The 23,693-nt window shown below is 72.0% G+C and carries 20 protein-coding genes, 3 tRNA genes and 1 pseudogene; 10 read left to right on the top strand and 14 right to left on the bottom strand.

Translation table 11 applies throughout. The annotated features are described in order from the left end of the window. Positions 1-397: 397 nt before the first annotated feature. Complete coding sequence (locus ACFTXQ_RS27355) at positions 398-1,240, bottom strand: hypothetical protein (protein WP_382645244.1); 843 nt, start codon at positions 1,238-1,240, stop codon at positions 398-400. 209 nt (positions 1,241-1,449) lie between these two features. Between ACFTXQ_RS27355 and ACFTXQ_RS27350 the strand changes: the two genes are divergently transcribed. Then, the gene (locus tag ACFTXQ_RS27350; RefSeq protein WP_382645241.1) at positions 1,450-2,544 is read left to right on the top strand and encodes a Leu/Phe/Val dehydrogenase; all 1,095 of its coding nucleotides are present in this window, start codon (positions 1,450-1,452) and stop codon (positions 2,542-2,544) included. Positions 2,545-2,831: 287 nt separating this feature from the next. Then, entirely contained in the window at positions 2,832-3,086 is a 255-nt protein-coding gene (locus tag ACFTXQ_RS27345) for a DUF3073 domain-containing protein (RefSeq protein ID WP_215014111.1), read from the top strand. A gap of 80 nt (positions 3,087-3,166) precedes the next feature. Here ACFTXQ_RS27345 and purM read toward each other — a convergent pair whose 3' ends face one another. Further along, positions 3,167-4,237 carry a phosphoribosylformylglycinamidine cyclo-ligase gene (gene purM, locus ACFTXQ_RS27340; protein ID WP_382645238.1) on the bottom strand — a complete coding sequence of 357 codons (1,071 nt, stop codon included), beginning with the start codon at positions 4,235-4,237 and terminating at the stop codon, positions 3,167-3,169. A gap of 124 nt (positions 4,238-4,361) precedes the next feature. After that, a complete protein-coding gene (purF, locus tag ACFTXQ_RS27335; RefSeq protein ID WP_382645236.1) occupies positions 4,362-5,879 on the bottom strand; it encodes an amidophosphoribosyltransferase in 1,518 nt (505 codons plus the stop codon). Between the two features lie 148 nt (positions 5,880-6,027). Between purF and ACFTXQ_RS27330 the strand changes: the two genes are divergently transcribed. Continuing rightward, a complete protein-coding gene (locus tag ACFTXQ_RS27330) occupies positions 6,028-6,123 on the top strand; it encodes a putative leader peptide (protein WP_350325720.1) in 96 nt (31 codons plus the stop codon). A 116-nt stretch (positions 6,124-6,239) separates the two neighbouring features. Continuing rightward, positions 6,240-7,664 (top strand): sulfatase-like hydrolase/transferase, encoded by a 1,425-nt coding sequence (locus ACFTXQ_RS27325; RefSeq protein ID WP_382645231.1) that lies wholly within the window; start codon positions 6,240-6,242, stop codon positions 7,662-7,664. 6 nt (positions 7,665-7,670) lie between these two features. Here the strand turns inward: ACFTXQ_RS27325 and ACFTXQ_RS27320 are convergent, their stop codons facing one another. The 6 genes from ACFTXQ_RS27320 to purS all read right to left on the bottom strand — a co-directional run bounded on the left by ACFTXQ_RS27320 (position 7,671) and on the right by purS (position 13,884). Then, positions 7,671-8,489, bottom strand: a complete 819-nt coding sequence (locus tag ACFTXQ_RS27320) for an META domain-containing protein (protein ID WP_382645229.1) — start codon at positions 8,487-8,489, stop codon at positions 7,671-7,673. A 38-nt stretch (positions 8,490-8,527) separates the two neighbouring features. Next, positions 8,528-9,319, bottom strand: a complete 792-nt coding sequence (locus ACFTXQ_RS27315) for a sterol carrier family protein (RefSeq protein WP_382645226.1) — start codon at positions 9,317-9,319, stop codon at positions 8,528-8,530. Between the two features lie 9 nt (positions 9,320-9,328). Further along, positions 9,329-10,594: a hypothetical protein gene (locus ACFTXQ_RS27310; protein ID WP_382645223.1), complete on the bottom strand. Its 1,266-nt coding sequence runs from the start codon at positions 10,592-10,594 to the stop codon at positions 9,329-9,331. A gap of 109 nt (positions 10,595-10,703) precedes the next feature. Then, positions 10,704-12,953 (bottom strand): phosphoribosylformylglycinamidine synthase subunit PurL, encoded by a 2,250-nt coding sequence (purL, locus tag ACFTXQ_RS27305; protein WP_382645220.1) that lies wholly within the window; start codon positions 12,951-12,953, stop codon positions 10,704-10,706. Continuing rightward, positions 12,950-13,630, bottom strand: coding sequence for a phosphoribosylformylglycinamidine synthase subunit PurQ (purQ, locus tag ACFTXQ_RS27300; RefSeq protein WP_382645217.1), 681 nt, complete (start codon positions 13,628-13,630; stop codon positions 12,950-12,952). Before purQ ends, purL begins: the two co-directional genes overlap by 4 nt. A gap of 2 nt (positions 13,631-13,632) precedes the next feature. Next, complete coding sequence (gene purS / locus ACFTXQ_RS27295) at positions 13,633-13,884, bottom strand: phosphoribosylformylglycinamidine synthase subunit PurS (RefSeq protein WP_008740952.1); 252 nt, start codon at positions 13,882-13,884, stop codon at positions 13,633-13,635. Positions 13,885-14,207: 323 nt separating this feature from the next. Here purS and ACFTXQ_RS27290 point away from each other — a divergent pair, with 323 nt between their 5' ends. The 6 genes from ACFTXQ_RS27290 to ACFTXQ_RS27265 all read left to right on the top strand — a co-directional run bounded on the left by ACFTXQ_RS27290 (position 14,208) and on the right by ACFTXQ_RS27265 (position 17,008). Continuing rightward, positions 14,208-14,525, top strand: a complete 318-nt coding sequence (locus ACFTXQ_RS27290) for an Lsr2 family protein (RefSeq protein ID WP_362309594.1) — start codon at positions 14,208-14,210, stop codon at positions 14,523-14,525. An 88-nt stretch (positions 14,526-14,613) separates the two neighbouring features. Next, positions 14,614-14,685, top strand: a tRNA-Gly gene (locus ACFTXQ_RS27285). Between the two features lie 77 nt (positions 14,686-14,762). Continuing rightward, positions 14,763-14,838: transfer RNA gene (locus tag ACFTXQ_RS27280), tRNA-Gly, on the top strand. A gap of 237 nt (positions 14,839-15,075) precedes the next feature. Beyond that, positions 15,076-16,305: a sensor histidine kinase gene (locus ACFTXQ_RS27275; RefSeq protein ID WP_382645214.1), complete on the top strand. Its 1,230-nt coding sequence runs from the start codon at positions 15,076-15,078 to the stop codon at positions 16,303-16,305. After that, positions 16,302-16,913, top strand: coding sequence for a response regulator (locus ACFTXQ_RS27270; RefSeq protein WP_382645211.1), 612 nt, complete (start codon positions 16,302-16,304; stop codon positions 16,911-16,913). The genes ACFTXQ_RS27275 and ACFTXQ_RS27270 overlap by 4 nt, the downstream gene beginning before the upstream one ends. A 22-nt stretch (positions 16,914-16,935) precedes the next feature. After that, positions 16,936-17,008: transfer RNA gene (locus tag ACFTXQ_RS27265), tRNA-Gly, on the top strand. A 53-nt stretch (positions 17,009-17,061) separates the two neighbouring features. Here ACFTXQ_RS27265 and ACFTXQ_RS27260 read toward each other — a convergent pair. The 5 genes and pseudogenes from ACFTXQ_RS27260 to ACFTXQ_RS27240 form a co-directional block, all read right to left on the bottom strand. Beyond that, entirely contained in the window at positions 17,062-17,967 is a 906-nt protein-coding gene (locus ACFTXQ_RS27260) for a phosphoribosylaminoimidazolesuccinocarboxamide synthase (RefSeq protein ID WP_382645208.1), read from the bottom strand. Between the two features lie 74 nt (positions 17,968-18,041). After that, entirely contained in the window at positions 18,042-19,529 is a 1,488-nt protein-coding gene (locus ACFTXQ_RS27255) for a N,N-dimethylformamidase beta subunit family domain-containing protein (RefSeq protein WP_382645206.1), read from the bottom strand. A 183-nt stretch (positions 19,530-19,712) separates the two neighbouring features. After that, positions 19,713-21,482, bottom strand: coding sequence for a hypothetical protein (locus ACFTXQ_RS27250; protein ID WP_382645203.1), 1,770 nt, complete (start codon positions 21,480-21,482; stop codon positions 19,713-19,715). Between the two features lie 289 nt (positions 21,483-21,771). Then, entirely contained in the window at positions 21,772-23,025 is a 1,254-nt protein-coding gene (purD, locus tag ACFTXQ_RS27245; RefSeq protein WP_382645200.1) for a phosphoribosylamine--glycine ligase, read from the bottom strand. A 60-nt stretch (positions 23,026-23,085) separates the two neighbouring features. Further along, positions 23,086-23,693, bottom strand: a pseudogene (locus ACFTXQ_RS27240) (DNA polymerase III subunit gamma and tau); the annotation flags it as partial.

Here is a 23,693-nt window from a genome sequence, read left to right as displayed (position 1 = left end):
CGGAATTGCCCTCCGAGGTGTTCATCAGCGGCGGAAGCCGATGGACCGTCCCATAACGGACAGTCACCCCACTGTGACGATCAGTCACAGAGCGATCAGGAGTCGTCAGACCCCCCGTAGAGCGCAATGCCGAGCATTCCGCCCTTAGTTGGACGGAAGGAACCCTCCCCGGACTCCTTGTCCTATTTTGGCACGAGGGTAGGGGAAGGGCGCAAGGGTGTAGATAGTGCGGTCCGTCACGCTTGGGCCAATGGCCCGTATCGGGACGTAGGTCCTGGTACTACGTCCCAAATGCCATGATCAAGCCTCTGATCAGCCATTTATGGCCGATCGGCCGATAGGAATCGGTACGTACTGATCCCGCGCGACCTCTCGCAGCATGATCCGCTCTCTCGGCCTAATTCGCGAACAGTCTCTCCCGGACCGCCCGCCACCGGTCCGCCAGCTCCGCGTACGCCTCGGCCGCGCCCTCGGCGTCGCCCGCGCGCAGGGCCGCGATCCCCTCCGCCAGCTCCCCGGCCGACCGGTCCGCCGCCAGCCCGGCCGCCGGCAGCGCGTGCAGCAGCCCGCCGTAGTCGAGTTCGACCATCGAGCGCGGATGGAACTCCTCCAGCCAGCTCCCCACCTCCACCAGGCCGTCGGCGAGCAGTCCGTAGCCCTCGGCCTCCCGCAGGGTCCGCAGCGCCCGCGCCAGGCGCCGCCTCGCCTGCACCATCGGCGTCCGGTAGCGCAGCCGTTCGCCCGGCAGGTACTCCCGCTCCTCCTCGGCCACCAGCACGAACCAGCGCAGGGGGATCTGCCACACCCCGGTACGGATCCACGGGCGCGCGTCGGGGTTCCGCTCGCGCCAGCGCTCGTAGTCCTCGGCCGCCCGCCGGCGCGCGGGCGGCGGGAGCGCGGCGTCCAGCACCGGGCGCGGGAACGACTCGACCAGCTCCTGGAGGGCCAGCCAGCCGCGCAGCCTGGTCCGCCACGGGCAGACCAGCAGCACCCCGTCGACCTCGGCCGTGAACGCGTCCGCGCTCTCGTGCGCCGGGACCCCCACCACGGGTACCCGTACCAAGTCCGTGAGCGACCTGCGCAGTTCGTCCTGTGCGGTCGGGGCGGTCCCGCGCCGGGCGTAGTCGGCCCAGTGGGTGCGCTCCGGCTCGGGGAAGGCGGCCAGGGGCTCGTAGACGCGCAGGTAGGAGGCGTACGGAACGGTCGGCGCCGAGCGCGCGGAAGGAGGGGATTCGCTCACGCCTCGTACCTGCCCTTCCTGAAGGTCCGGTTCACCTCCGGGGCCGCTCCGGCCCGCCCGGACGGGGCCGCCCGTCCCCCGGGAGTGTTCCGATCTCCGGACAGGTCGACTACGGACCCCCCGCAGGTCTTACTCTGCTCCCAGCACGCCCTCCCCCACCCGCAGGGCGGGCGTCATTCCGCCGCATCTCTTCCATGGGAGTCACCACCGTGACCGAAATGACCGACGGCGTCCTGCACACCCTGTTCCGTACGGAGCAGGGCGGCCACGAGCAAGTCGTGCTGTGCCAGGACCGAGCCACGGGCCTGAAGGCCGTCATCGCCATCCACTCCACCGCCCTGGGCCCCGCCCTCGGCGGGACGCGCTTCCACGCGTACGCCTCAGACGAGGAGGCCGTCCTGGACGCGCTGAACCTCTCGCGAGGCATGTCCTACAAGAACGCCCTCGCCGGTCTCGACCTCGGCGGCGGCAAGGCCGTGATCATCGGCGACCCGGACGTCCTCAAGTCCGAGGAACTGCTCCTGGCCTACGGCCGGTTCGTCGAGTCCCTCGGCGGCCGCTACGTGACCGCCTGCGACGTCGGCACCTACGTGGCCGACATGGACGTCGTCGCCCGGGAGACCCGCTGGGCCACCGGCCGCTCCCCCGAGAACGGCGGCGCGGGCGACTCCTCGGTACTCACCGCCTTCGGTGTCTTCCAGGGCATGCGCGCCAGCGCCCAGCACCTGTGGGGCGACCCGACCCTGCGCGGCCGCAAGGTCGCGGTGGCGGGCGTCGGCAAGGTGGGCCACTACCTCGTCGAGCACCTCCTCGAGGACGGCGCCGAGGTCGTGATCACGGATGTCCGCGAGGAGTCCGTCCAGCGGATCCTCGACAAGCACCCGGGCAAGGTCACCGCGGTCGCCGACACGGACGCGCTGATCCGCGTGGAGGGCCTGGACATCTACGCCCCCTGCGCGCTCGGCGGCGCCCTGAACGACGAGACGGTGCCGGTCCTGACCGCGAAGATCGTCTGCGGTGCGGCGAACAACCAGCTCGCCCACGCCGGCATCGAGAAGGACCTCGAAGACCGCGGGATCCTCTACGCCCCGGACTACGTGGTCAACGCGGGCGGCGTGATCCAGGTCGCCGACGAGCTGGTCGGTTTCGACTTCGACCGCTGCAAGGCCAAGGCCACGAAGATCTTCGACACCACCCTCGAGATCTTTGCTCGCGCGAAGGTGGACGGCATCCCGCCGGCCGCGGCCGCGGACCGGATCGCCGAGCAGCGGATGGCGGACGCCCGCGCCGCGCGCCGGGTCTGACCTTCCGGGGCTGACGGGCGGGCCCGCCGGGGCGCGGCGAGACGGAACTCACTGCGCTTCGGCGGGTCGTCCGCCAGGAAAGGGTTAAAATCGCGGTTGACCAGCGAGGACGGGGCGCCTTGTTGGTTCTGCACCAAGGCGCGTCATGCGGGCGGCGTACCGTATGGCCGCGGAAGCAGGTACCGTTAAACCCCTACGGACGGTCTCTCCACGGAGAGCCCGCTCCGAACCATGAACGCGTGTCAGACTCTGGGGCCGTCGAGCCCCGTCACCGAGGGGGTCGAGCCATGGGGCGCGGCCGGGCCAAGGCCAAGCAGACAAAGGTCGCCCGCCAGCTGAAGTACAACAGCGGCGGGACTGACCTCTCGCGTCTGGCCAATGAGCTGGGCGCATCGCCGACGGAGCCGCTGCCTGTCAGCGAGCCGGTCGAAGTCGATGACGATCTGGACGACGACGACCCGTACGCCAAGTACGCGGCTCTCTACAACGACGACGATGAGGACGAAGAGTCCGGTCCGTCGGCACAGCGTCGCGGCGCTTGACGTCCTAGGGCGTCTGCACAGCAGGTCATATAGCTGAAACCCGGTCCAGGGCATCGCCCCGGGCCGGGTTTCAGTGCTGCTCAGCTCGCGTAGGTACCGGTGAGGGTCGCGCCCTCGGTGTGGTCGCCGCGGTCCAGGATCTCTCCCGCGACCCAGGCGTCGACGCCCCGGTCGGCCAGCGCGGTCAGCGCCACCTCGACCGACTCCTGCGGAACGACGGCCATCATGCCGACGCCCATGTTCAGGGTCTTCTCCAGCTCCAGCTGCTCCACCTGTCCGGCCTTGCCGACCAGGTCGAAGATCGCGCCGGGGGCCCAGGTCGTACGGTCGACCGTGGCGTGCAGGTGATCCGGGATGACCCGGGCCAGGTTCGCCGCGAGGCCGCCGCCGGTGATGTGCGAGAAGGCGTGCACCTCGGCCGTACGGGTGAGGGCGAGGCAGTCCAGCGAGTAGATCTTGGTGGGCTCCAGGAGCTCCTCGCCGAGGGTGCGGCCCAGCTCCGCGATCTCCTGCTCCAGGGACATCCCGGCCCGGTCGAAGAGGACGTGCCGGACCAGCGAGTACCCGTTCGAGTGAAGGCCGGACGATGCCATCGCGATGACGGCGTCCCCCGTACGGATGCGATCGGCGCCGAGCAGGCGGTCGTACTCGACGACACCGGTGCCGGCGCCCGCCACGTCGAAGTCGTCCGGGCCCAGGAGGCCCGGGTGCTCGGCGGTCTCGCCGCCGACGAGGGCGGTGCCGGCGAGGACACAGCCCTCGGCGATGCCCTTGACGATGGCCGCGACCCGCTCGGGGTGCACCTTGCCGACGCAGATGTAGTCGGTCATGAAGAGCGGCTCGGCACCGCAGACCACGATGTCGTCCATGACCATCGCGACCAGGTCGTGGCCGATGGTGTCGTACACGCCCATCTGGCGGGCGATGTCGACCTTGGTGCCGACCCCGTCGGTGGCGGAGGCGAGCAGCGGGCGCTCGTAGCGCTTGAGGGCGGAGGCGTCGAAGAGGCCGGCGAAGCCGCCGAGGCCGCCGAGGACCTCGGGGCGCTGCGTCTTCTTCACCCACTCCTTCATCAGCTCGACGGCGCGGTCTCCCGCTTCGATGTCCACGCCTGCGGCTGCGTAGCTGGCACCGGTGGTCTTCTCTGTCATGACAGGAGAGAGCTTTCGTGTCGTTACTGCGTAGGGTGCCGGGCCCCCGGATAAGCCTCAAAGACAGGGCCCGGCGCAGGTTGAGCCTGGGGGTCCCCCCGGACGGAGTCCGGGGGGCTCCGGGTTACGGGCGGCGGAGCGCGTCGGCGGCGTCCGTGCCGCCGGCCAGCTCGGACTCCAGCAGCTGCTTGCCCAGGAGCTGCGGGTCGGGCAGCTCCATCGGGTACTCGCCGTCGAAGCAGGCACGGCAGAGGTTGGGCTTCTGGATGGTGGTCGCCTCGATCATCGCGTCGAGCGAGATGTACGAGAGCGAGTCCGCGCCGAGCGACGTGGCGATCTCGTCGACCGTCATGCCGTTGGCGATCAGCTCGGCCCGGGTGGCGAAGTCGATGCCGAAGAAGCACGGCCACTTCACCGGCGGCGAGGAGATCCGGATGTGGACCTCGGCCGCACCGGCCTCGCGGAGCATCTTGACCAGGGCGCGCTGGGTGTTGCCGCGGACGATCGAGTCGTCGACGACCACCAGGCGCTTGCCCCGGATGACTTCCTTGAGGGGGTTGAGCTTCAGGCGGATGCCGAGCTGGCGGATCGTCTGCGAGGGCTGGATGAAGGTCCGGCCGACGTAGGCGTTCTTGACCAGGCCGGAGCCGTACGGGATCCCGCTGGCCTCCGCGTAACCGACGGCGGCGGGCGTGCCGGACTCCGGCGTCGCTATCACCAGGTCGGCCTCGACAGGGGCTTCCTTGGCCAGGCGGCGGCCCATCTCGACGCGCGAGAGGTAGACGTTGCGGCCGGCGATGTCGGTGTCCGGGCGCGCCAGGTAGACGTACTCGAAGACACAGCCCTTGGGCTTCGCTTCCGCGAAGCGCGAGGTGCGCAGGCCGTTCTCGTCGATCGCGATGAGCTCGCCCGGCTCGACCTCGCGGACGAAGCTGGCGCCGCAGATGTCGAGGGCGGCGGTCTCGCTCGCGACCACCCAGCCGCGCTCCAGGCGGCCGAGGACCAGCGGGCGGATGCCCTGCGGGTCACGGGCGGTGTAGAGCGTCCCCTCGTCCATGAAGACGAGCGAGAAGGCGCCCTTGACCTGCGGGAGGACCTTGGCGGCCGACTCCTCGATGGTCAGGGGCCTGCCGTCCTCGTCGATCTGTCCGGCGAGCAGGGCGGTGACCAGGTCGGTGTCATTGGTGGCGGCCACCTGGGTGGCGCGCCCGTCCTGACGGGGGAGGTCGGCGACCATCTCGGCGAGCTCGGCGGTGTTCACCAGGTTGCCGTTGTGACCCAGGGCAATGGAGCCGTGGGCGGTCGCGCGGAAAGTGGGCTGCGCGTTCTCCCAGACGGAGGCTCCGGTGGTCGAGTAGCGGGCGTGACCGACCGCGATATGACCCTGGAGCGAGCCGAGAGAGGTTTCGTCGAAGACCTGGGAAACGAGGCCCATGTCCTTGAAGACGAGGATCTGGGAACCGTTGCTCACAGCGATGCCCGCGGACTCTTGTCCGCGGTGCTGCAATGCATACAGTCCGAAGTAGGTGAGCTTGGCGACCTCTTCACCCGGAGCCCAGACACCGAAGACGCCGCAAGCGTCCTGGGGGCCCTTTTCGCCGGGGAGCAGGTCGTGGTTGAGTCGTCCATCACCACGAGGCACGCCACCGAGTGTAGGCGAGATCGACCACTGGTCCGAATTCGGGAGCCCCGGGAAATCTCACAGCACAGAGGGTGACCGCGTGCCCCCGTCTCGGTATGCGGATGCCTTTGTTGACAGCTACAAGGGCATTCGGACAGGCTCTCGACCCATGCAGCCCCTCGGTGACCGTTCCGTCACCCTCGTCGAGCGCCGGCACGTGGACCTGGTCCGTGTCGCGAGCGCCATCTGTCGCTGTTCCGCGTAGCCACAACTCTTCCGCTTCCTTTCTCGTTTCGCTCCGCCCAGCCCCGCCCTGCCGTGCCGCGCGCCGTCCCCGCGCCCGCCCGGGTCGGGGTGGCCGAGCTGTGCCTTGGAGTACCTGTGTCTTCGTCCAACAGCAAGCTGTCCCGCCGTGCCTTCGGGGGCGCCGTCGGAGCGACCGCGGCCGCCGCCGCGGTGGGTCTGGGGGCCGGCCCGGCCGACGCCGCCGAGGCCGATCGGGCCGCCCCGGAGGAGCGCCCGTTCCGGGCCGCGCGCGGCCGGCAGTCCCGCCGCCCGAACATCCTGTTCATCCTGGGTGACGACCTGGGCTGGGCGGACCTGTCCTCGTACGGCTCCCCGCACATCAAGACCCCGAACCTGGACCGCCTGGCCCGCCAGGGCGTCCGCTTCACCGACGCCTACTCGGGCTCCGCGACCTGCTCGCCGACCCGGTTCAGCCTGTACACGGGCCGCTACCCGGCCCGTACCAAGGGCGGGCTCGCCGAGCCGATCGCCGACAAGTCGGCGGGCCTGGAGCCCACGCACCCGACGCTGGCCTCGCTGCTGAAGGAGTCCGGCTACGCCACCGCGCTGATCGGCAAGTGGCACGCGGGCTACCTGCCCGACTACAGCCCGACGAAGTCCGGCTGGGACGAGTTCTTCGGCAACTTCGGCGGGGCCCTGGAGTACTACTCCAAGCTGGGTCTGGCCGGCGAGTACGACCTCTACGAGGGCGACGCCGAGTACAAGGACCTGCGCTACTACACGCGGATCATCACGGAGCGGGCGAGCGAGTACGTCTCCCGCGACCACCACGGCAAGCCGTGGCTGCTGAACCTGAACTTCACCACCCCGCACTGGCCGTGGATCGCCGACGGGGACACGGAGCAGAGCGCCGAGATCGTCCGGCGGATCAAGGCGGGCGACGGGCGCGCCCTGTGGCACCAGGACGGCGGCTCCGTCGAGAAGTACAAGCAGATGGTCGAGGACCTCGACCGTTCGGTCGGCGAGGTGCTGCGCGCCCTCGACCGCTCCGGGCAGGCCCGCGACACCATCGTGGTCTTCTCCAGCGACAACGGCGGCGAGCGGTTCTCCTACAACTGGCCGCTGTCGGGCAACAAGGCCTCGCTCCAGGAGGGCGGGATCCGGGTGCCGAACATCGTGCGCTGGCCCGCGCGCCTGGACGGCGGGCAGGTCAGCCACGTCCCCGTCTTCAGCCCGGACTGGACGGCGACGCTGCTGGAGGTCGCCGGGGCCCGGCCGCACCCGGCGTACCCGCTGGACGGGGTGAGCCTGGCCGGGTACCTGCTGCGCGGGGAGGAGGTCGCCGAGCGGAACCTGTTCTGGCGGGTCCGCGGGGAGCGGGCGCTGCGCCGCGGCGACTGGAAGTACTACCGCGGCAAGGCGGGCAAGGACCAGCTGTTCAACCTGGCCGGCGACGTCCGCGAGCAGGCCGACAGGGCCGCGGTGGAGCCGGCCCGGCTGGCGGAGCTGCGGACGGCCTGGGAGTCCGTGAACGCGGGGCTGCTGCCGTACCCCGCCTGAGCCGCGCTATTCGGCGGCGGAGCCCGCCCTGGCGGTCAGGCCCTTGCCGTCGGCGGCGGTGAGGGTCAGCGCCCGGTCGTGGATCTTCCAGGTGAGCGGGCCGCTGCCGAACAGGTCGGTCAGCGCCCGCTCCACCTCGCCCGCCGGGCCCTCGCAGGCCATGCGGGTGGAGGTGACCGGCCCGAAGGTGAGCGTGGATCCCTCGACGGTGGCCTTGGCGCTGAACCGGTTGCAGCCGAGGACGCCGCTCGCGGTGCCGTCGGCGGCCAGGGTGAACCGGGCCCTGCCGGCCGCCTCCGCGGGGATCGAGGAGGCGGTCTCGCCGCTGATCAGCGACTCGACCGTCCACTGGGTCGCGGTCAGCGGGGCGTCCGCGGCCGGGGGCTTGGGGGTCATGGCGATGGTGTTCCCGTCGGCGGTCTTCAGGGTCAGGCGGTCGGGCCCCCGGTCGATGGTCAGCCGACCCTTGAAGAGCTTCGCGAACTCCGTCTCGAATTCGATGTTCTCGCAGGCCATGGCGGTCGTGGGACCGGGGGTGACGGTCACCGCGGAGGTCCCGGAGAACACGACCGCGGCCATGAAGCCGTTGCAGCCGTAGTTGCCCTTGGCCTCGTGCTCCGCGAGGTCGACGCGGGCGCTGTCGGGCGCGTGCAGGGTGCGGCCGCCGGAGGTCAGGGATTCGACGGCCCAGGATCCGACCGGGTCGGGGAGCGTACGGGACCCGCTCTCCGTGCTCCGGCCGCAGGCGGTGAGGGCCAGGGCGAGGGCCGGTACGAGAGCCGGTACGAGGGCCAGGCGGACGGGGACGTGCCGGAGGGTACGCATGTTCCTGTGACGGGCCGGACCGGCGGGCGGTTCCACCCTCAGCTCATCAGGGGCAGCAGCGCCGACAGGTCGGCCCGCTCGCCGCTGGCGCTGACCCGCGCCGCGTCCAGGGCCTGCGCCCATCGCGTACGGCCCGTCGCGAGGCGGAGCCAGGTCAGCGGATCGGTCTCCACCACGTTCGGCGGGGTGCCGCGGGTGTGCCGGGGGCCCTCGATGCACTGGACCACCGCGAAGGGCGGGATCCGCACCTCGACGGAGCCGCCGGGCGCGGTGAGGGCGAGGTAGTCGGCGAGCAGCCGGGTGCAGGCGGCCAGGGCCTGGCGTTCGATCGGGATGTCCAGTCCGGTGGCCCGGTTCAGGTCGTCGGTGTGGACCACCAGCTCCACGGTCCGGGTGACCAGGAAGTCGGCCAGGGTCATGGCCCCGATCCACAGGTCCAGGACGCGCTGGTCCGGATGGGCCGCCAGTGCCTCGGCCATGCGGGCGGCCGCCCGGTCGAACAGCTCGGGCAGCGGGGCCCCGTCGAGGGTCTCCCGGGCGGCCTCGGAGATCTGCCCGGCGAGCGAGGCGGTGGCGGAGGGCCACTCGACGGCCGTCAGCTCGGCGATGGCGGCGGGCGGGCGGGCGAGGCCGCCGGCGAGCGAGTCCGCGATCCACGCGATGTGCGCGGCGAGCTCGGCCACGGTCCACTCCCCGAGCCCGCTCGGCCGCGCCAGCTGCTCGGGGCTCAACTCCCGAACGGCCCGGGCCACATGCCCGAACTGCGCGGTGACCGCGGCACGGATCTTCGCGGAGTCGTAGGTACGCGGCTTCTTCTTGGCGGGCGGCATGTCCCGACCCTACTCGGGCGCGGGCAGCACCAGTTCGGTGCATCCCCGCCGCTGAGCGGTGTCGGTGGCGTAGGCCTTGAAGACCTCGTCGAAGCGGGGGCCGAGCACCGTGTCGTACCGGAAGGACGCGGTCATGCCGAGGACGGCGGGGCGGCCCTGGCAGGTGGCCGAGGCGTACAGGAGGCGGTACCCCCGTCCCGCCTGGCCGGCGGCGATCGCGGTGGCCTTGGTCGCACCCGCTTCCCACTGGGTTCCGGCCGCGTCGTCGCCGAAGGAGGAGAAGGTCCGCAGCCACCAGGGGTTGGTCCAGCGCTCGCTGGGGCCGCCGTAGGCCACACCCTCCGCGAGGAGCCGGGGCTCGACGCCCTTTCGGGTGTCGGTGTCCATGGCCAGCACGCAGGACTCGATCCCGCCGTGCTCCGACACCGGTACGCCGAGTGCCTTGTCGGGGAGCCGCTCCCTGTCCTGGCGGCCGCGCAGGAAGGCCGCGTACCAGGCGCAGCTGCCGGTGCCCTGCTCCGCGGGGCCGAGGGCGCGCCCCTGCGCGGGCAGGGCGGCGGGCAGTTCGGGCGCGGTGGCGGCGCAGCCGGCGCGCTCCGCCGCCGTGAGGGCCGCCGTCCGGGCCAGCACGGCCAGGGCCTTGCGGTCCTGGTCGGTCGGGTCGCCGTACCGGGCGGTCGCGGTGGCACGGAAGGAGGTCACCCCGGCGACGGGCTGCGCGCAGACGGCGGTGACGGAGACGGTTCGGCCGGAGTAGGTTCCGGCACGGCCGTCCCCGAGGGGGGCGGGCAGCGGATCGGCCACCTCGTCGGTGAGGTCCGTCCCGGCGGCCCGTTGGCTCCACGTGCGGAACGGATCGTCGTCGGTGTCGAGCACGTGCAGACCCTGCTGGGGCAGCGAGTGCACCTTCAGTCCGAAGTACGTGGTCCACCGGGTCTTGCCCCCCTCGTCGTACGAGGAGAGCAGCATGCACTCGTCCGGCAGCTGCCCCAGGTCCAGCTGCTTGCGGCTCTTGACCTCGCTCGGCACCAGCCAGTCCCGGCCCCCGTCCAGCCGCATCACCGCATCGGGATCCAGCAGGTCCGCGCACGCCGCGCGGATCGCGGTGCGGCTCTCCCCCCGGTGCTGCCAGGACTGGTACGAGTCGTACAGCGCCCAGCCGCCGAAGGCGAGGCCGCCCACGCCGGCCAGGCAGACCAGCGCGTTGACCGCGTTGCGCCACCGGCCCCGGTCCGGCAGTGGACCCCCGCTCGACGGCTGCAGTGGTTCGAACATCCCCGACCCCCGTTCGTACACCAGCGACGACGCGGGCGACGCTACCAACACGGCCGAGCCCCCGCCCGGAGGGAATCCGGGCGGGGGCTCGTGCGCGTTCGGCGGCGGATCAGGCCAGCAGGGCCGGGATCGTCGCCTCGTGGGCCTCGCGGAGCTCCGCGAGGGGAAGGGTGAACTCGCCCTGGACCTCGATCTCCTCGCCGTCCACCACGCCGATGCGGGCGACCGGCAGGCCCCGCGCACCGCACATGTCGGTGAAGCGGAGCTCCTCGCTGCGCGGAACCGCCACGATGGCACGGCCCGCGGACTCGGAGAACAGGAAGGTGAAGGCGTCCAGGCCCTCGGGGACGACCACGCGCGCGCCGTTGCCGCCCTTGAGGCAGGACTCGGTGAGCGCCTGGATCACGCCGCCGTCGGACAGGTCGTGCGCCGCGTCGATCATGCCGTCGCGGGAGGCGGAGATCAGGATCTCGGCCAGCAGCTTCTCGCGCGCCAGGTCCACCTTCGGCGGCATGCCTCCGAGGTGGTCGTGGACGACCTGGGACCAGGCCGAGCCGCCGAACTCCTCGGCCGTGTCGCCCAGCAGGTACAGCAGCTGGCCGGCCTCCGCGAACGCCATCGGCGTGCGGCGGTTGACGTCGTCGATGACACCGAGGACCGCCACGACCGGGGTCGGGTGGATCGCGATGTCGCCGGTCTGGTTGTAGAGCGAGACGTTGCCGCCGGTCACCGGGGTGCCCAGCTCCAGGCAGCCGTCCGCGAGACCGCGGGTGGCCTCGGCGAACTGCCACATGACGTCCGGGTCCTCGGGGGAACCGAAGTTCAGGCAGTCGGAGATCGCGAGGGGCTTGGCTCCGGTCGCGGCCACGTTGCGGTACGACTCCGCGAGCGCCAGCTGCGCGCCCGTGTACGGGTCGAGCTTGGCGTAGCGGCCGTTGCCGTCCGTCGCCATGGCCACGCCGAGGTTCGACTCCTCGTCGATGCGGACCATGCCCGCGTCCTCGGGCTGCGACAGGACGGTGTTGCCCTGCACGAAGCGGTCGTACTGGTCGGTGACCCACGACTTCGAGGCCTGGTTCGGGGAGGAGACCAGGGCCAGGACCTGCGCGCGCAGTTCCTCGGAGGTCTCCGGCCGCGGCAGCTTGCCCGCGTCGTCCGCCTGGAGGGCGTCCTGCCAGGAGGGGCGCGCGTAGGGGCGGTTGTAGACCGGACCCTCGTGGGCGACGGTGCCCGGGGGCACGTCCACGATCTGCTCGCCGTGCCAGAAGATCTCCAGGCGCTCGCCGTCGGTCACCTCACCGATGACGGTGGCGATGACGTCCCACTTCTCGCAGATCTCCATGAAGCGCTCGACGTGCTGCGGCTCGACGATCGCGCACATGCGCTCCTGCGACTCGCTCATGAGGATCTCCTCGGGCGAGAGCGTCGCGTCGCGCAGCGGGACGGTGTCCAGCTCGACGCGCATGCCGCCGGAGCCCGCGGAGGCCAGCTCGGAGGTGGCGCAGGAGAGCCCGGCGCCGCCGAGGTCCTGGATGCCGGCGACCAGCTTCTCCTTGAAGATCTCCAGGGTGCACTCGATGAGGAGCTTCTCCTGGAAGGGGTCGCCGACCTGCACCGCGGGGCGCTTGGTGGGCTTGGTGTCGTCGAAGGTCTCGGACGCGAGGACCGAGACTCCGCCGATGCCGTCGCCGCCGGTGCGGGCGCCGTAGAGGATGACCTTGTTGCCGGGGCCGGAGGCCTTGGCGAGGTGGATGTCCTCGTGCTTCATCACGCCGATGCAGCCGGCGTTGACGAGGGGGTTGCCCTGGTAGCAGGCGTCGAAGACGACCTCGCCGCCGATGTTGGGCAGGCCCAGGCAGTTGCCGTAGCCGCCGATGCCCGCGACCACGCCCGGCAGCACGCGCTTGGTGTCGGGGTGGTCGGCCGCGCCGAAGCGCAGCGGGTCCACGACGGCGACCGGACGGGCGCCCATGGCGAGGATGTCGCGGACGATGCCGCCGACGCCCGTGGCCGCGCCCTGGTAGGGCTCGATGTACGACGGGTGGTTGTGCGACTCGACCTTGAAGGTGACCGCGTAGCCCTGGCCGACGTCCACGACACCGGCGTTCTCGCCGATGCCGACGAGCATGGCGTCGTTCTCCGGGGCCTTCTCGCCGAACTGCTTCAGGTGGACCTTGCTGCTCTTGTACGAGCAGTGCTCGGACCACATGACCGAGTACATGGCGAGCTCGGCGCCGGTGGGCCGGCGGCCGAGGATCTCCCGGATGCGGGCGTACTCGTCCTCCTTGAGGCCGAGTTCCTTCCAGGGCTGCGCCGCCTCCGGGGTCTCCGTGGCGTGCTTGACGGTGTCGAGGCTCATGCGTTGACCAGCTTCTTCAGGATCGAGGTGAAGAATCCGAGGCCGTCGGTGCGGCCCGTCCCGATCAGCGGCTCGACCGCGTGCTCGGGGTGCGGCATGAGGCCGACGACGTTGCCCGCCGCGTTGGTGATGCCGGCGATGTCGCGGAGGGAGCCGTTGGGGTTCACGTCGAGGTACCGGAAGGCCACTCGGCCTTCGGCCTCCAGTTCGTCGAGCGTGCGCTCGTCGGCGACGTAGCGGCCGTCCATGTTCTTGAGCGGTACGGAGATCTCCTGGCCGGCGGTGTAGTCGCCGGTCCACGCGGTCTCCGCGTTCTCCACCCGCAGCTTCTGGTCGCGGCAGATGAAGTGCAGGTGGTTGTTGCGGAGCATCGCCCCCGGCAGCAGGTGGGCCTCGGTGAGGACCTGGAAGCCGTTGCAGATGCCGAGGACGGGCATGCCCGCCCTGGCCTGCTCGATGATGGTCTCCATCACCGGCGAGAAGCGGGAGATGGCTCCGGCGCGCAGGTAGTCCCCGTAGGAGAAGCCGCCCGCGAGGACGACCGCGTCGACCTGGTGCAGGTCCTTGTCGCGGTGCCAGAGCGAGACCGGCTCGGCCCCCGCGAGGCGGACGGCGCGCAGCGAGTCACGGTCGTCGAGCGTTCCGGGGAACGTGACGACTCCGATGCGTGTGGTCACCGTCAGGCCTCGACCTTCACGGTGAAGTCTTCGATGACGGTGTTGGCGAGGAACGTTTCGGCCATCTTGTGGATGCGGTCGAGGGCGGCCTGGTCGACCGGTCCCTCCACTTCCAGTTCGAAGCGCTTCCCCTGGCGGACGTCGGCGATGCCCTCGAAGCCCAGGCGCGGCAGTGCACGCTGCACCGCCTGGCCCTGGGGGTCGAGGATCTCCGGCTTGAGCATGACGTCGACTACGACGCGTGCCACTGGCACTCCCGATGAGGTGGTTGGTGCGAAGGCGGTTCCCTCAGCGTACCCGGCCGAAATTTCTACGCGGGTAGATATCCATGGAGCGTGATCGCCGAGCGGTTTCGGCTTCACCAACGCTTCGCAAAATCCCCCGGAAAACCACGTGCCCGGGATTGCGGCGGGACACGCGGAGACAATTAACTGGGCTTCGCAATGCAATGGGAATCGCGGTACAAAGGAATCACCCGGGATTCCCGTGGAAAGATGCATTGCCCCGAAACATCCACACAGGCGACATCGCCGCACGTCAGCAGGTGGCGGCGGGTCGCGCGAAGGGACCGATATCCGTGGCGCAGCGCGTAGTGGTCACCCTCTCCGATGACATCGACGGCGGGGAAGCGGCGGAAACGGTCGTGTTCGCTCTGGACGGTAAGTCGTACGAGATCGACCTCAATGTGGCGAACGCAAAGAAACTGCGGAAGGGCCTGGCCCCGTTCGTGGCCGCCGGCCGCCGGCAGTCGCGCTCGGGGAAGACCTTCAAGCACACCTCCATCGCGCCGGACCCGGCGGTCGTCCGGGCCTGGGCCCGGTCCAACCAGTACGAGGTGCCGCCGCGCGGCCGCATCCCCAAGAAGATCTACGAGGCCTACAACGCGGCGCACTGAGGGCCGATTTGCCATCCACCCCCATGGGTCGGCTAGAGTCTGGATCACGCCGAGGGGCGAGGCCGCAAGGTCGAAGCCCCGAAGTCGTGCGGGTGTAGTTCAGTAGCAGAACATCCTCCTTCCAGGGGGAAGGCGCAGTGTGCGATCCCTGTCACCCGCTCTGCATCGGTTTACCGACCACCACGGTGGATCAGGTAGAGTGATGCACGCATTGCCCAGGCAGTGCACGCAGTACATGCGGACGTAGCTCAGTTGGTAGAGCACCACCTTGCCAAGGTGGATGTCGCGCGTTCGAGTCGCGTCGTCCGCTCCACAAGGAGAAGGCCCCGGTCATTACGACCGGGGCCTTCTTCGTGTTTCCCTCCGGCCGCTGACAAATGTCATGGCGGATCATGACGGCGCGCACTGCCGGCGCCGCCCGGACGGCGCGAGTCTGGATTCCGGCAGCCGCGCTCACCACATTGGCCCGGATCGTGATCACCGTGTTTGCTGTCCGGCGGTGGTTCCGCCGGGAACGCGCCGCTGGGAAGACCGCCGGGGGGACGAGGACGTGTCGAAGCTGACGGGTTGGTGGACGGGGCGCAGCAGCGCGGCGAAGGTCGAGCTGTACACCCGCTGGTCGTTCCACTTCCTCGTGGCCCTTGAGGCCCTCGCGGTCCTGCTCGGGTTGGCGCCGGTGGGCGGGGGCGTCGTCACCGCGGCCCTGGTGCTGCCCCTGCTCGCGCAGATCGCGCTGTGCGGAGTGCTGTCCTCCAGGGCGCTGGACTGGGTCCTGGAGCGCCGGGAGCGGCCCGTGCGGCTGACGGTGGCGGTGCTGGTGGTGACGGTCGCGAGCTGCCTGGCCGTGCTGGCGCTGCGCTCGGCCCGGATCATCGAGAGCGAGCACGTGGCTCCCACCCTCGTGGTCAACATGCTGGGCTTCGGGACGGGTTCGCTGACCCTGAGCACGCGCAGGGTCCGCCACATGATGCTCATACCCCCGGGTGCGACGGCCATCGCGGCGGGCGGGGCGCTCGCCGCCGGGCATCCGGCCGTGGAGGCCGCCGGCTACGGGCTCGGGGTCCTGTTCGTCAGCCTGCTGATGACCCTGGCCTGCGGGTTCTCCTCGTGGCTGCTGAGGACCGTCTACGAGCTGGACCGGGCCCGGGAGCTCCAGGCGCAGCTGGCGGTGGCCGAGGAGCGGCTGCGGTTCGGGCGGGACCTGCACGACGTGATGGGCCGCAACCTGGCGGTGATCGCGCTCAAGAGCGAGCTGGCCGTACAGCTGGCGCGCCGCGAACGCCCGGAGGCGGTGGACCAGATGATCGAGGTGCAGCGGATCGCGCGCGAGTCGCAGCGGGAGGTGCGCGACGTCGTGCGCGGCTACCGGGAGGCGGATCTCACGGTGGAGCTGGAGGGCGCCCGCGGGGTGCTGAGGGCGGCCGGGATGGACTGCCGGGTCGAATACGGGGCGGGTGCGCGGGCACTGCCCGCCGAGGTGCAGTCGGCGCTCGGCTGGGTGGTGCGGGAGGCGACGACGAACGTGCTGCGGCACGGGAACGCGCAGAGCTGCCTGATCCGGCTGACAGCGCCCGAAGGGGGCTCCGTGACGCTGCTGGTGGAGAACGACGGGGCGCCCGAGACCCCGGCCGGGCCGCCCGGCTCGGGACTGGCGGGGCTGCGCGAGCGGCTCGCGGCGGTGGAGGGGACCTTGCTGGCGGGACCGGCCGAGGGCGGCCGCTTCCGGCTGCGGGCCGAGATCCCGGAACCGCGGACACGACGACTGGAGGTGCGGGCGTGAGCCTCGTACGGGTACTGCTGGCCGATGACGAGCACCTGATCCGGGGCGCGCTGGCCGCGCTGCTGGCCCTGGAGGACGATCTGGTGGTCGTCGCCGAGGCGGCCTCCGGGCCGGAGGCGCTGGCCATGGCGCGGGCCCACCGGCCGGACGTGGCGGTGCTGGACCTGCAGATGCCGGGCGCGGACGGTGTGAGCGTCGCCACATCGCTGCGGGCCGAGCTCCCCGACTGCAAGACCATGATCGTGACGAGTCACGGCCGGCCGGGACACCTGAAGCGGGCTCTGGCGGCGGGGGTGCGGGCCTTCGCGCCGAAGACGGTCTCGGCGCAGCGGCTGGCGGAGCTGATCCGCACCGTGCACGCCGGAGGACGCTACGTGGACCCGGAATTGGCGGCCGACGCGATCAGCGCGGGGGACTCGCCGCTGACCGCCCGGGAGGCGGAGGTGCTGGAGCTCGCGGCGGACGGGGCGCCGGTCGCGGAGATCGCCGAGCGGGCCTCGCTCTCGCAGGGCACCGTACGGAACTACCTGTCCTCGGCGGCGACGAAGCTGGGGGCCGAGAACCGGCACACGGCGGTGCGTCTCGCACGCGAGCGAGGTTGGGTATAGTGGGTCCCGCGCTACGGCGCATGCGGACATAGCTCAGTTGGTAGAGCACCACCTTGCCAAGGTGGATGTCGCGAGTTCGAGTCTCGTTGTCCGCTCAGAGTGCGAAGGCCCCGATCACCGATCGGGGCCTTCGTCGTGTCCGGACCGCTCAGCTCCAGGTCAGGCCGGTGAGGCGCTCGTAGGCCTCGACGTACTTGGCGCGGGTCTGCTCGACGACCTCCTGCGGGAGGGGCGGCGGCGGGAGTTCGCCCTTCGCGTTCCAGCCGGAGGCCGGGGAGGTCAGCCAGTTGCGGACGTACTGCTTGTCGAAGGAGGGCTGCGTGCGGCCCGGCTCCCACTGGTCGGCCGGCCAGAAGCGGGAGGAGTCGGGGGTCAGCACCTCGTCGGCGGCGACCAGCGTGCCGTCCTTCGGGTCGAAGCCGAACTCGAACTTGGTGTCCGCCAGGATGATCCCGCGCTCGCGGGCGATGTCCCGGGCGCGGCCGTATACGGCCAGGGTGGTCTGGCGCAGCAGCGCGGCCGTCTCGGGGCCGGCGGTGCGGGCGACCTCCTCGTAGGAGACGTTCTCGTCGTGCTCGCCGACCGCGGCCTTGGCGGCCGGGGTGAAGATCGGGGCGGGCAGCTCGGAGCCGTCGACGAGCCCCTCGGGGAGCGCGAGTCCGCAGACGGTACGGGTCTGCACGTACTCGGCGAGGCCGGAGCCGGTGAGGTAGCCGCGGGCCACGCACTCCACCGGGACCATGTCGAGGTTCTTGCAGATCAGGGTACGGCCGGCCCAGTCGGCGGGGGCGCCGGCGGGCAGGTCGGTGGAGAGGACGTGGTTCGGGACGAGGTCCGCGAGCTGGTCGAACCACCACAGGGAGAGCTGGGTCAGGACGCGGCCCTTGTCCGGGATCTCGGTGGGGAGCACCCAGTCGTAGGCGGACATCCGGTCGCTGGCGACCATGACGAGACGGTCGTCCTCGTCGCGGTAGAGGTCGCGGACCTTGCCGGTGTGGAGGTGGACGAGGCCGGGCACCTGGACCGGCTCGGGCTTTTCGACGAATCCGGACACGGGGTCTCCCTGTGGTTCTGTACGAGCGCCAGACCATTCTCCCGTACGGGCGCTCCTGCCCCGGCCAGGGGGTGTCAGTCCCTCTTGCAGATCCGGTCGAGGAGGTTGGCCGTGGCCCGCTGGACCCGCTCGTCGACGTGCCCGGGGCGGTCGAGAGCCGGGGACCAGGCGAAGGTGCCGGAGGCGAAGACCAGGGCGCCGCTGGGTGCCCGGTAGAGGGAGGTCTCCTGGTGGCGGCGGTGGTTCTCGCTGTCGAGGTACGGGGAGTGCGCGAGCAGGATGCGGTCCTGGTGCTCGGGGAGCTGGGTGCGCGGGAAGTACCGGTCGGCCTCGCCGGCGACCAGGCCGGGCAGTTCGTCGTTCTCGGCGGCGCCGGTGGAGTCCCAGAGCCAGTGCGTGGCGTTGCGCACGATCAGGGGCGCGGGCTCGGGGACCCGCCCCGCGTACTGGATGCCGAGCAGCTGCTGCTCCGGGCGGTCCACCTCGCGCCAGAGGCTGGGGCGGCCGGGGCCGCGGCGTTTTCGACAGGTGAGGAGCCGGTCGTCGACGCCGGAGGGGGAGGGGGCGAGCTCGACCTGCCAGTACATGGTGTTGGCGGAGAGGAAGACGAGGGAGGTGCCCTGGTCGCGGGCGCGCTCGACGGTGCGGCGCATGGGGGCGGACCAGTACTCGTCGTGGCCGGGGAAGACCAGGCCGCGGTAGCGGGAGGGGTCGACGCGGCCGGCGTGCAGGTCGCGGGCGTCGGCGTAGGCGAGGTCGTAGCCGTAGCGCTCGGCCCAGCGGATGAAGTCGTAGGCGTGACCGACGTGGAGGGGCAGGCCGGCGCCGGCGTAGGGGCGGTCGAAGGAGACCGTGATGGCGGCGTCCTGCTCGCCGAGGAGCCGGCCGTCCTCGTCCCAGGCGTGGTAGAGGCTGGCGCCGGTGCGGCCGTCCTCCGGGTAGAGGTTGTAGGCCTGCCAGGTGATGTCGGGCAGCAGGAGCAGGAGGTCGGCGGGGTGGTCGTCGCGGACCGTGAAGGGGATGTGGGAGCGGTAGCCGTCGGCGGTGGTGAGGACGGCCACGTACGCGCCGACGCTCCAGTAGGACGGGACCTGGAGGCGCCACGACAGCCACCAGTGGTGGCAGGAGACGGTGCGGTCGGCGGCGAGGGGGGCCGGCTGGACGATGCCGGAGAGGCGGGGGCTGGTGGTGATCTTGGAGGCGCCGTCGCCGCCGTAGTGGCCGATCCGGTAGACGTCGACGGAGAACTGCTGGGGCGGGTCGACGGTGATGTGGAAGTCGATGGCCTGGCCGGGGGCGACGGCTCCGGTGGAGGTGAAGCCCTTGATCTGGCGGTGCACGTCGTCGGCGGTGCGGGGGCCGCCGGTGCCGCGGGCGCGGGGGATCTGGCCGGTGCCGGCGGCCGCGGCGGCCGGGTCCACGTACCAGGGGACGACCTGGCCGGTGTCGTCGAAGTAGAGCTCGCTGCCCCGGAACCAGGGCAGGGGGCCCTGGCCGAAGGGGTCGGTGACCGCGTGCGCGAGCGCACCTGACTCCCAGCGCCGGATCTGGTCCGCACCCATGACCGCTCCCCTCCCTCGCTCCCCCGAACGGGCATTCATCGGACCCAGCACATCACATAACGCATGCAGTCCGTCACCGTTCGTCGCGAATTGACGTGACCGGAACATTGGCGTCCGGTTTTTTGTGCGAGGCGTAGCCCTTCGGAGCGGCCCTTGCCGGGCACGCGGGGCGCGCCCGGATCCTCAGACCAGGCGGACCGGCTTCTCCGGGCGGACGCCGAGGTCGGCGAGCCAGTCGCGCAGGGGTTCCGGGTCCCCGTCCTCCACCAGTGACAGCACGCGCGGCGCCAGGTCGGAGCGGCGCTCGCCGCCGACCAGCAGGACCGGGCCGTCGAGCCAGTCCAGCCCCGGGGCGGCCCCTGCGGAGTCCACGGCGGCGCAGCACACCATCGCCGTCACGTGGTCGGCCAGCAGGTCCCGGCCGGTGCGGGGCGGCTGGAGCGGGAACAGCGGCACGGCATCCGCGCCGCGCGCCTTCCCGGCCCCGGCGCCCGGGCCCGCGGCTTTCTCCTCCCGCGCCAGGTCCCCGGTGAGCCGGCCGGCCAGCGCCTCCCCTGCCGCGCCTTCGCCGGCGGGGTCGGTCAGGTAGCCCAGCACCCGCTCCAGCGTGGGCCCGGCGAAGCCGTCCGCCTCCGGCGGGCCGAAGACCTCGGGGTCGAGGGTGGTGGATCCCGCCGATCGGGGTCCCGCCCCGGCGGGGCCGGGTGCAGCCGCCGGACCGGGCGGTACTGAGGACGGGCTCGCGGGACCGGCCGGCAGGCCCGCCGGGACGGACAGGGCGTCCAGCGCGGTGTGCAGGCGGGCCGCCTCCGTGCGCCACTTGCGGTCCACGACCTCTTCCGGATACGCCGTCCAGTCCACCGGGGACCACTCCGGCCCGGGCTCGGCCGGACCTCCGTGGAAGAGCCGGGCGGCCAGCAGCGAAGCCGCCTCGTCGACGACTCCGGGCTGCTCCAGCAGGTCGCAGGCGGGGCGCTCGCCGAGCCGCGAGGTGAACCCCTCGGCCAGCCGGTCCCGCCGGGACAGCTCGGTCAGCGCCGAGACCACTCCGGCGTCCAGGCGCGCCGGCCAGCGGCCCATCCGCCAGGCGGGCAGCGCGACCCGGGTCAGCAGCCGGTCCCAGCCCGCGTAGGCGAGGCCGACCTGCTCCTGGGCGACGATGCGCAGCCCGTAGTCCACACCCTGTGCACGCTCCGAGGCGGCCGCGGCCACCCCCCGCTCCATCTCGGCGGCATCCACCCGGCACAGTCTCAGCAGCAGCCGGGCGGGCCCGGCGATCCAGCCGAGGCCGGGCCGGTTGCCCACGTCCACCGCGGCGTCCAGGCCGCGCACGAAGCCGCGGGCGTCGGCTATGTCCGGATGCGCCGAAGGGCCCGTACCGGCGACGACCGGCGCGAGCACCGCCCGCAGCTCCGCGACCCGCATCCACCACAGGAACGGCGACCCGATCACCAGCACGGGGGCCGCACCGGGCTCGGACTCCGGGCCGGCGGGGCCGGATATGCCGGCGGACGTCCGCGCGCCGCCGCGGCGGTGGGCCGCGTGGGTGCGGTCCTCCAGCCAGCTGTCGCAGTCCGGCGTCAGGGCTATCGCGGAGGGGGCCGGGACGTCCATCCGGTCGGCCAGATCCCGCACGAGCCGGTAGAGGTCGGGCGCGGCGGCCTCGGTCAGCGGCACCGTCGGGGTCACGGCGGGGCCTGCCCGCAGCACCACCGCGGCGAAGATCCCGCCGACGAGCAGCACCAGCGCGGCGACCGCGCACACCGCCAGGGTCACCACCGGCCAGGGATCACCGGCCAGCCGGCCCGTCATCCGGGCGGCCACCAGCACCACCGCGAGGGCGGCGGGCAGCAGCCCGAGGGCCAGGGCCCTGCTGCGCACGCGCAGCACGGCCAGGGCGCGGGACCGCGCGGACGGCACGCCCACTTCCATGATCGAACCGGTTCCGGACACGGCCGGACCTCACCCCCTCTGCCCTGCGACGGCTTTGCTCACTCCCCCACTGTGACACCCGCCACTGACATCGCAATGCCGGTGGGCCAAGTGCCGGAATGCTTGGCATCGCACCCTAGTTGGGGCGCGCCCGGCCGTCAGGCGGACCGGGTGACGATCACCCGATGGAATGGCTTTGGGCAAAGGTGGGTGCGTTCGAACGCGGCTGGATGCAGTCGCAGGCGGGCACGCGCGCGGGCCCGGCGCGCACCTCGTGCGCACCGGGCCCGCGGGATCACGGAGCCGCAGTTCAGCGCCCTTCGGCCGCCTTGGCCGCAATGTCCGTGCGGTGCTGCGAACCGGCCAGCCGGATGCGCGAGACGGCCTTATACGCCTTCTCGCGGGCCTGCGCCAGATCGGAACCGGTCGCCGTCACCGACAGCACGCGGCCACCCGCGCTGACGACGGCGTCGCCCTCGCGCCGGGTCCCGGCGTGCAGCACGTACGCATCGGGTCCGTCCTCGGCGGCCACCTCGGCCAAGCCCTCGATCGGGTCCCCGGTGCGCGGGGTCTCGGGGTAGTTGTGGGAGGCGATGACCACCGTGACGGCCGCGTCATCGCGCCAGCTGAGCGGGGGTTCGGCGTCCAGGGTGCCGCGGGCGGCGTTCAGCAGCACGCTCGCGAGCGGGGTGCGCAGCCGGGCCAGGACCACCTGGGTCTCGGGGTCGCCGAAGCGGGCGTTGAACTCGATGACCCGCACCCCGCGCGAGGTGATCGCGAGGCCGGCGTAGAGCAGCCCGGAGAAGGGCGTGCCGCGGTGGCGCAGTTCGTCGACGGTCGGCTGGAGCACGCTCGCCATGACCTCGTCGACCAGCTTCGGGTCGGCCCAGGGGAGCGGGGAGTAGGCGCCCATGCCGCCGGTGTTGGGGCCCTCGTCGCCGTCGAGCGCGCGCTTGAAGTCCTGCGCGGGCTGGAGCGGGAGGACGGTGACGCCGTCGGTGATGGCGAAGAGGGAGACCTCGGGGCCGTCGAGGTACTCCTCGATGACCACGCGGTCGCAGGCGAGGGCGTGGGCGCGGGCGGCGGCCAGGTCCTCGGTGACGACGACGCCCTTGCCGGCCGCGAGCCCGTCGTCCTTGACGACGTACGGGGCGCCGAAGGCGTCGAGGGCGGCGTCCACCTCTTCCGGGGTGGTGCAGACGTAGCTGCGCGCGGTCGGGACCCCGGCAGCGGCCATCACGTCCTTGGCGAAGGCCTTGGAGCCCTCCAGCTGCGCCGCCTCGCCGGACGGGCCGAAGACGGGGATGCCGGCCGCGCGGACGGCGTCGCCGACCCCGGCGACCAGCGGGGCCTCCGGGCCGACGACGACCAGGTCGGCGCCGAGTTCGGTGGCGAGAGCGGCGACGGCATCGCCGTCGAGGGCGTCGACCGGGCGGAGCTCGGCCACCTCGGCGATGCCGGCGTTGCCGGGAGCGCAGTACAGCGCGGAGACGTCGGGGTCGAGGGACAGAGAGCGGCACAGGGCGTGTTCGCGGGCGCCGCCGCCGATGACGAGGACCTTCACGCCGCCCAGGGTAGCCCGGACGGGGTGGCGCGTTTCGTGCGGCCACCCAATGTGGAGGGGCTACTCGTTCGTGTATTCCTCCACAACGGTGGCCCCGAGCTCGCGCACGATCAGGTCGTGTCCGGTCAGCGCGCTCTCGACGAGGTCGGGATCGTCCTCCTCCGCGAAGTCGTCCTCGGGCGCGACCGGCGGGGGCGCCTGCTGTACGGGAGGCTGCGGGGCGGGAGGCGACTGCTGGGGCTGCTGTGACTGCTGCGGGGGCTGGGGCTGCTGCGGCGGGTACTGCGGGGCGGACGGGGCCGGGGGCGGGGGCGGCGGGCTGTACGCGGGGGCGGCCGGGGCCGCGTAGGAGGCCGGACCGGCCTGACCGGCGGGGGCCGCCGGGCCACCGCCGCCCACCACGGCGTCGATCTTCCAGTTGACCTGGAACTGCTCGGCCAGGACCGCCTTCAGCACGTCCTCGCTGCCGCTGCTGGCGAAGTTGTCGCGGGCTCCGGCGTTGGGGAACCCGAGCTGGAGGGTGGTGCCGTCGAAGCCGGTGACCTGGGCGTTCTGGCTGAGCAGGATCCAGGTGAAGCGGCGGCGGTTCTTGACGGCCTCCAGGACGCCCGGCCACATCGCCTGGACCTGCCCGGCGCCTGCGGCCATGCCGGGGGAGGGGGCCGCGG

It is taken from the genome of Streptomyces sp. NPDC057010 (assembly GCF_042673805.1).
Lineage (GTDB): Bacteria > Actinomycetota > Actinomycetes > Streptomycetales > Streptomycetaceae > Streptomyces.
The sequence above is the reverse complement of the archived record's forward strand: the minus strand, read 5'-3'. Positions and strand labels throughout refer to the sequence as shown.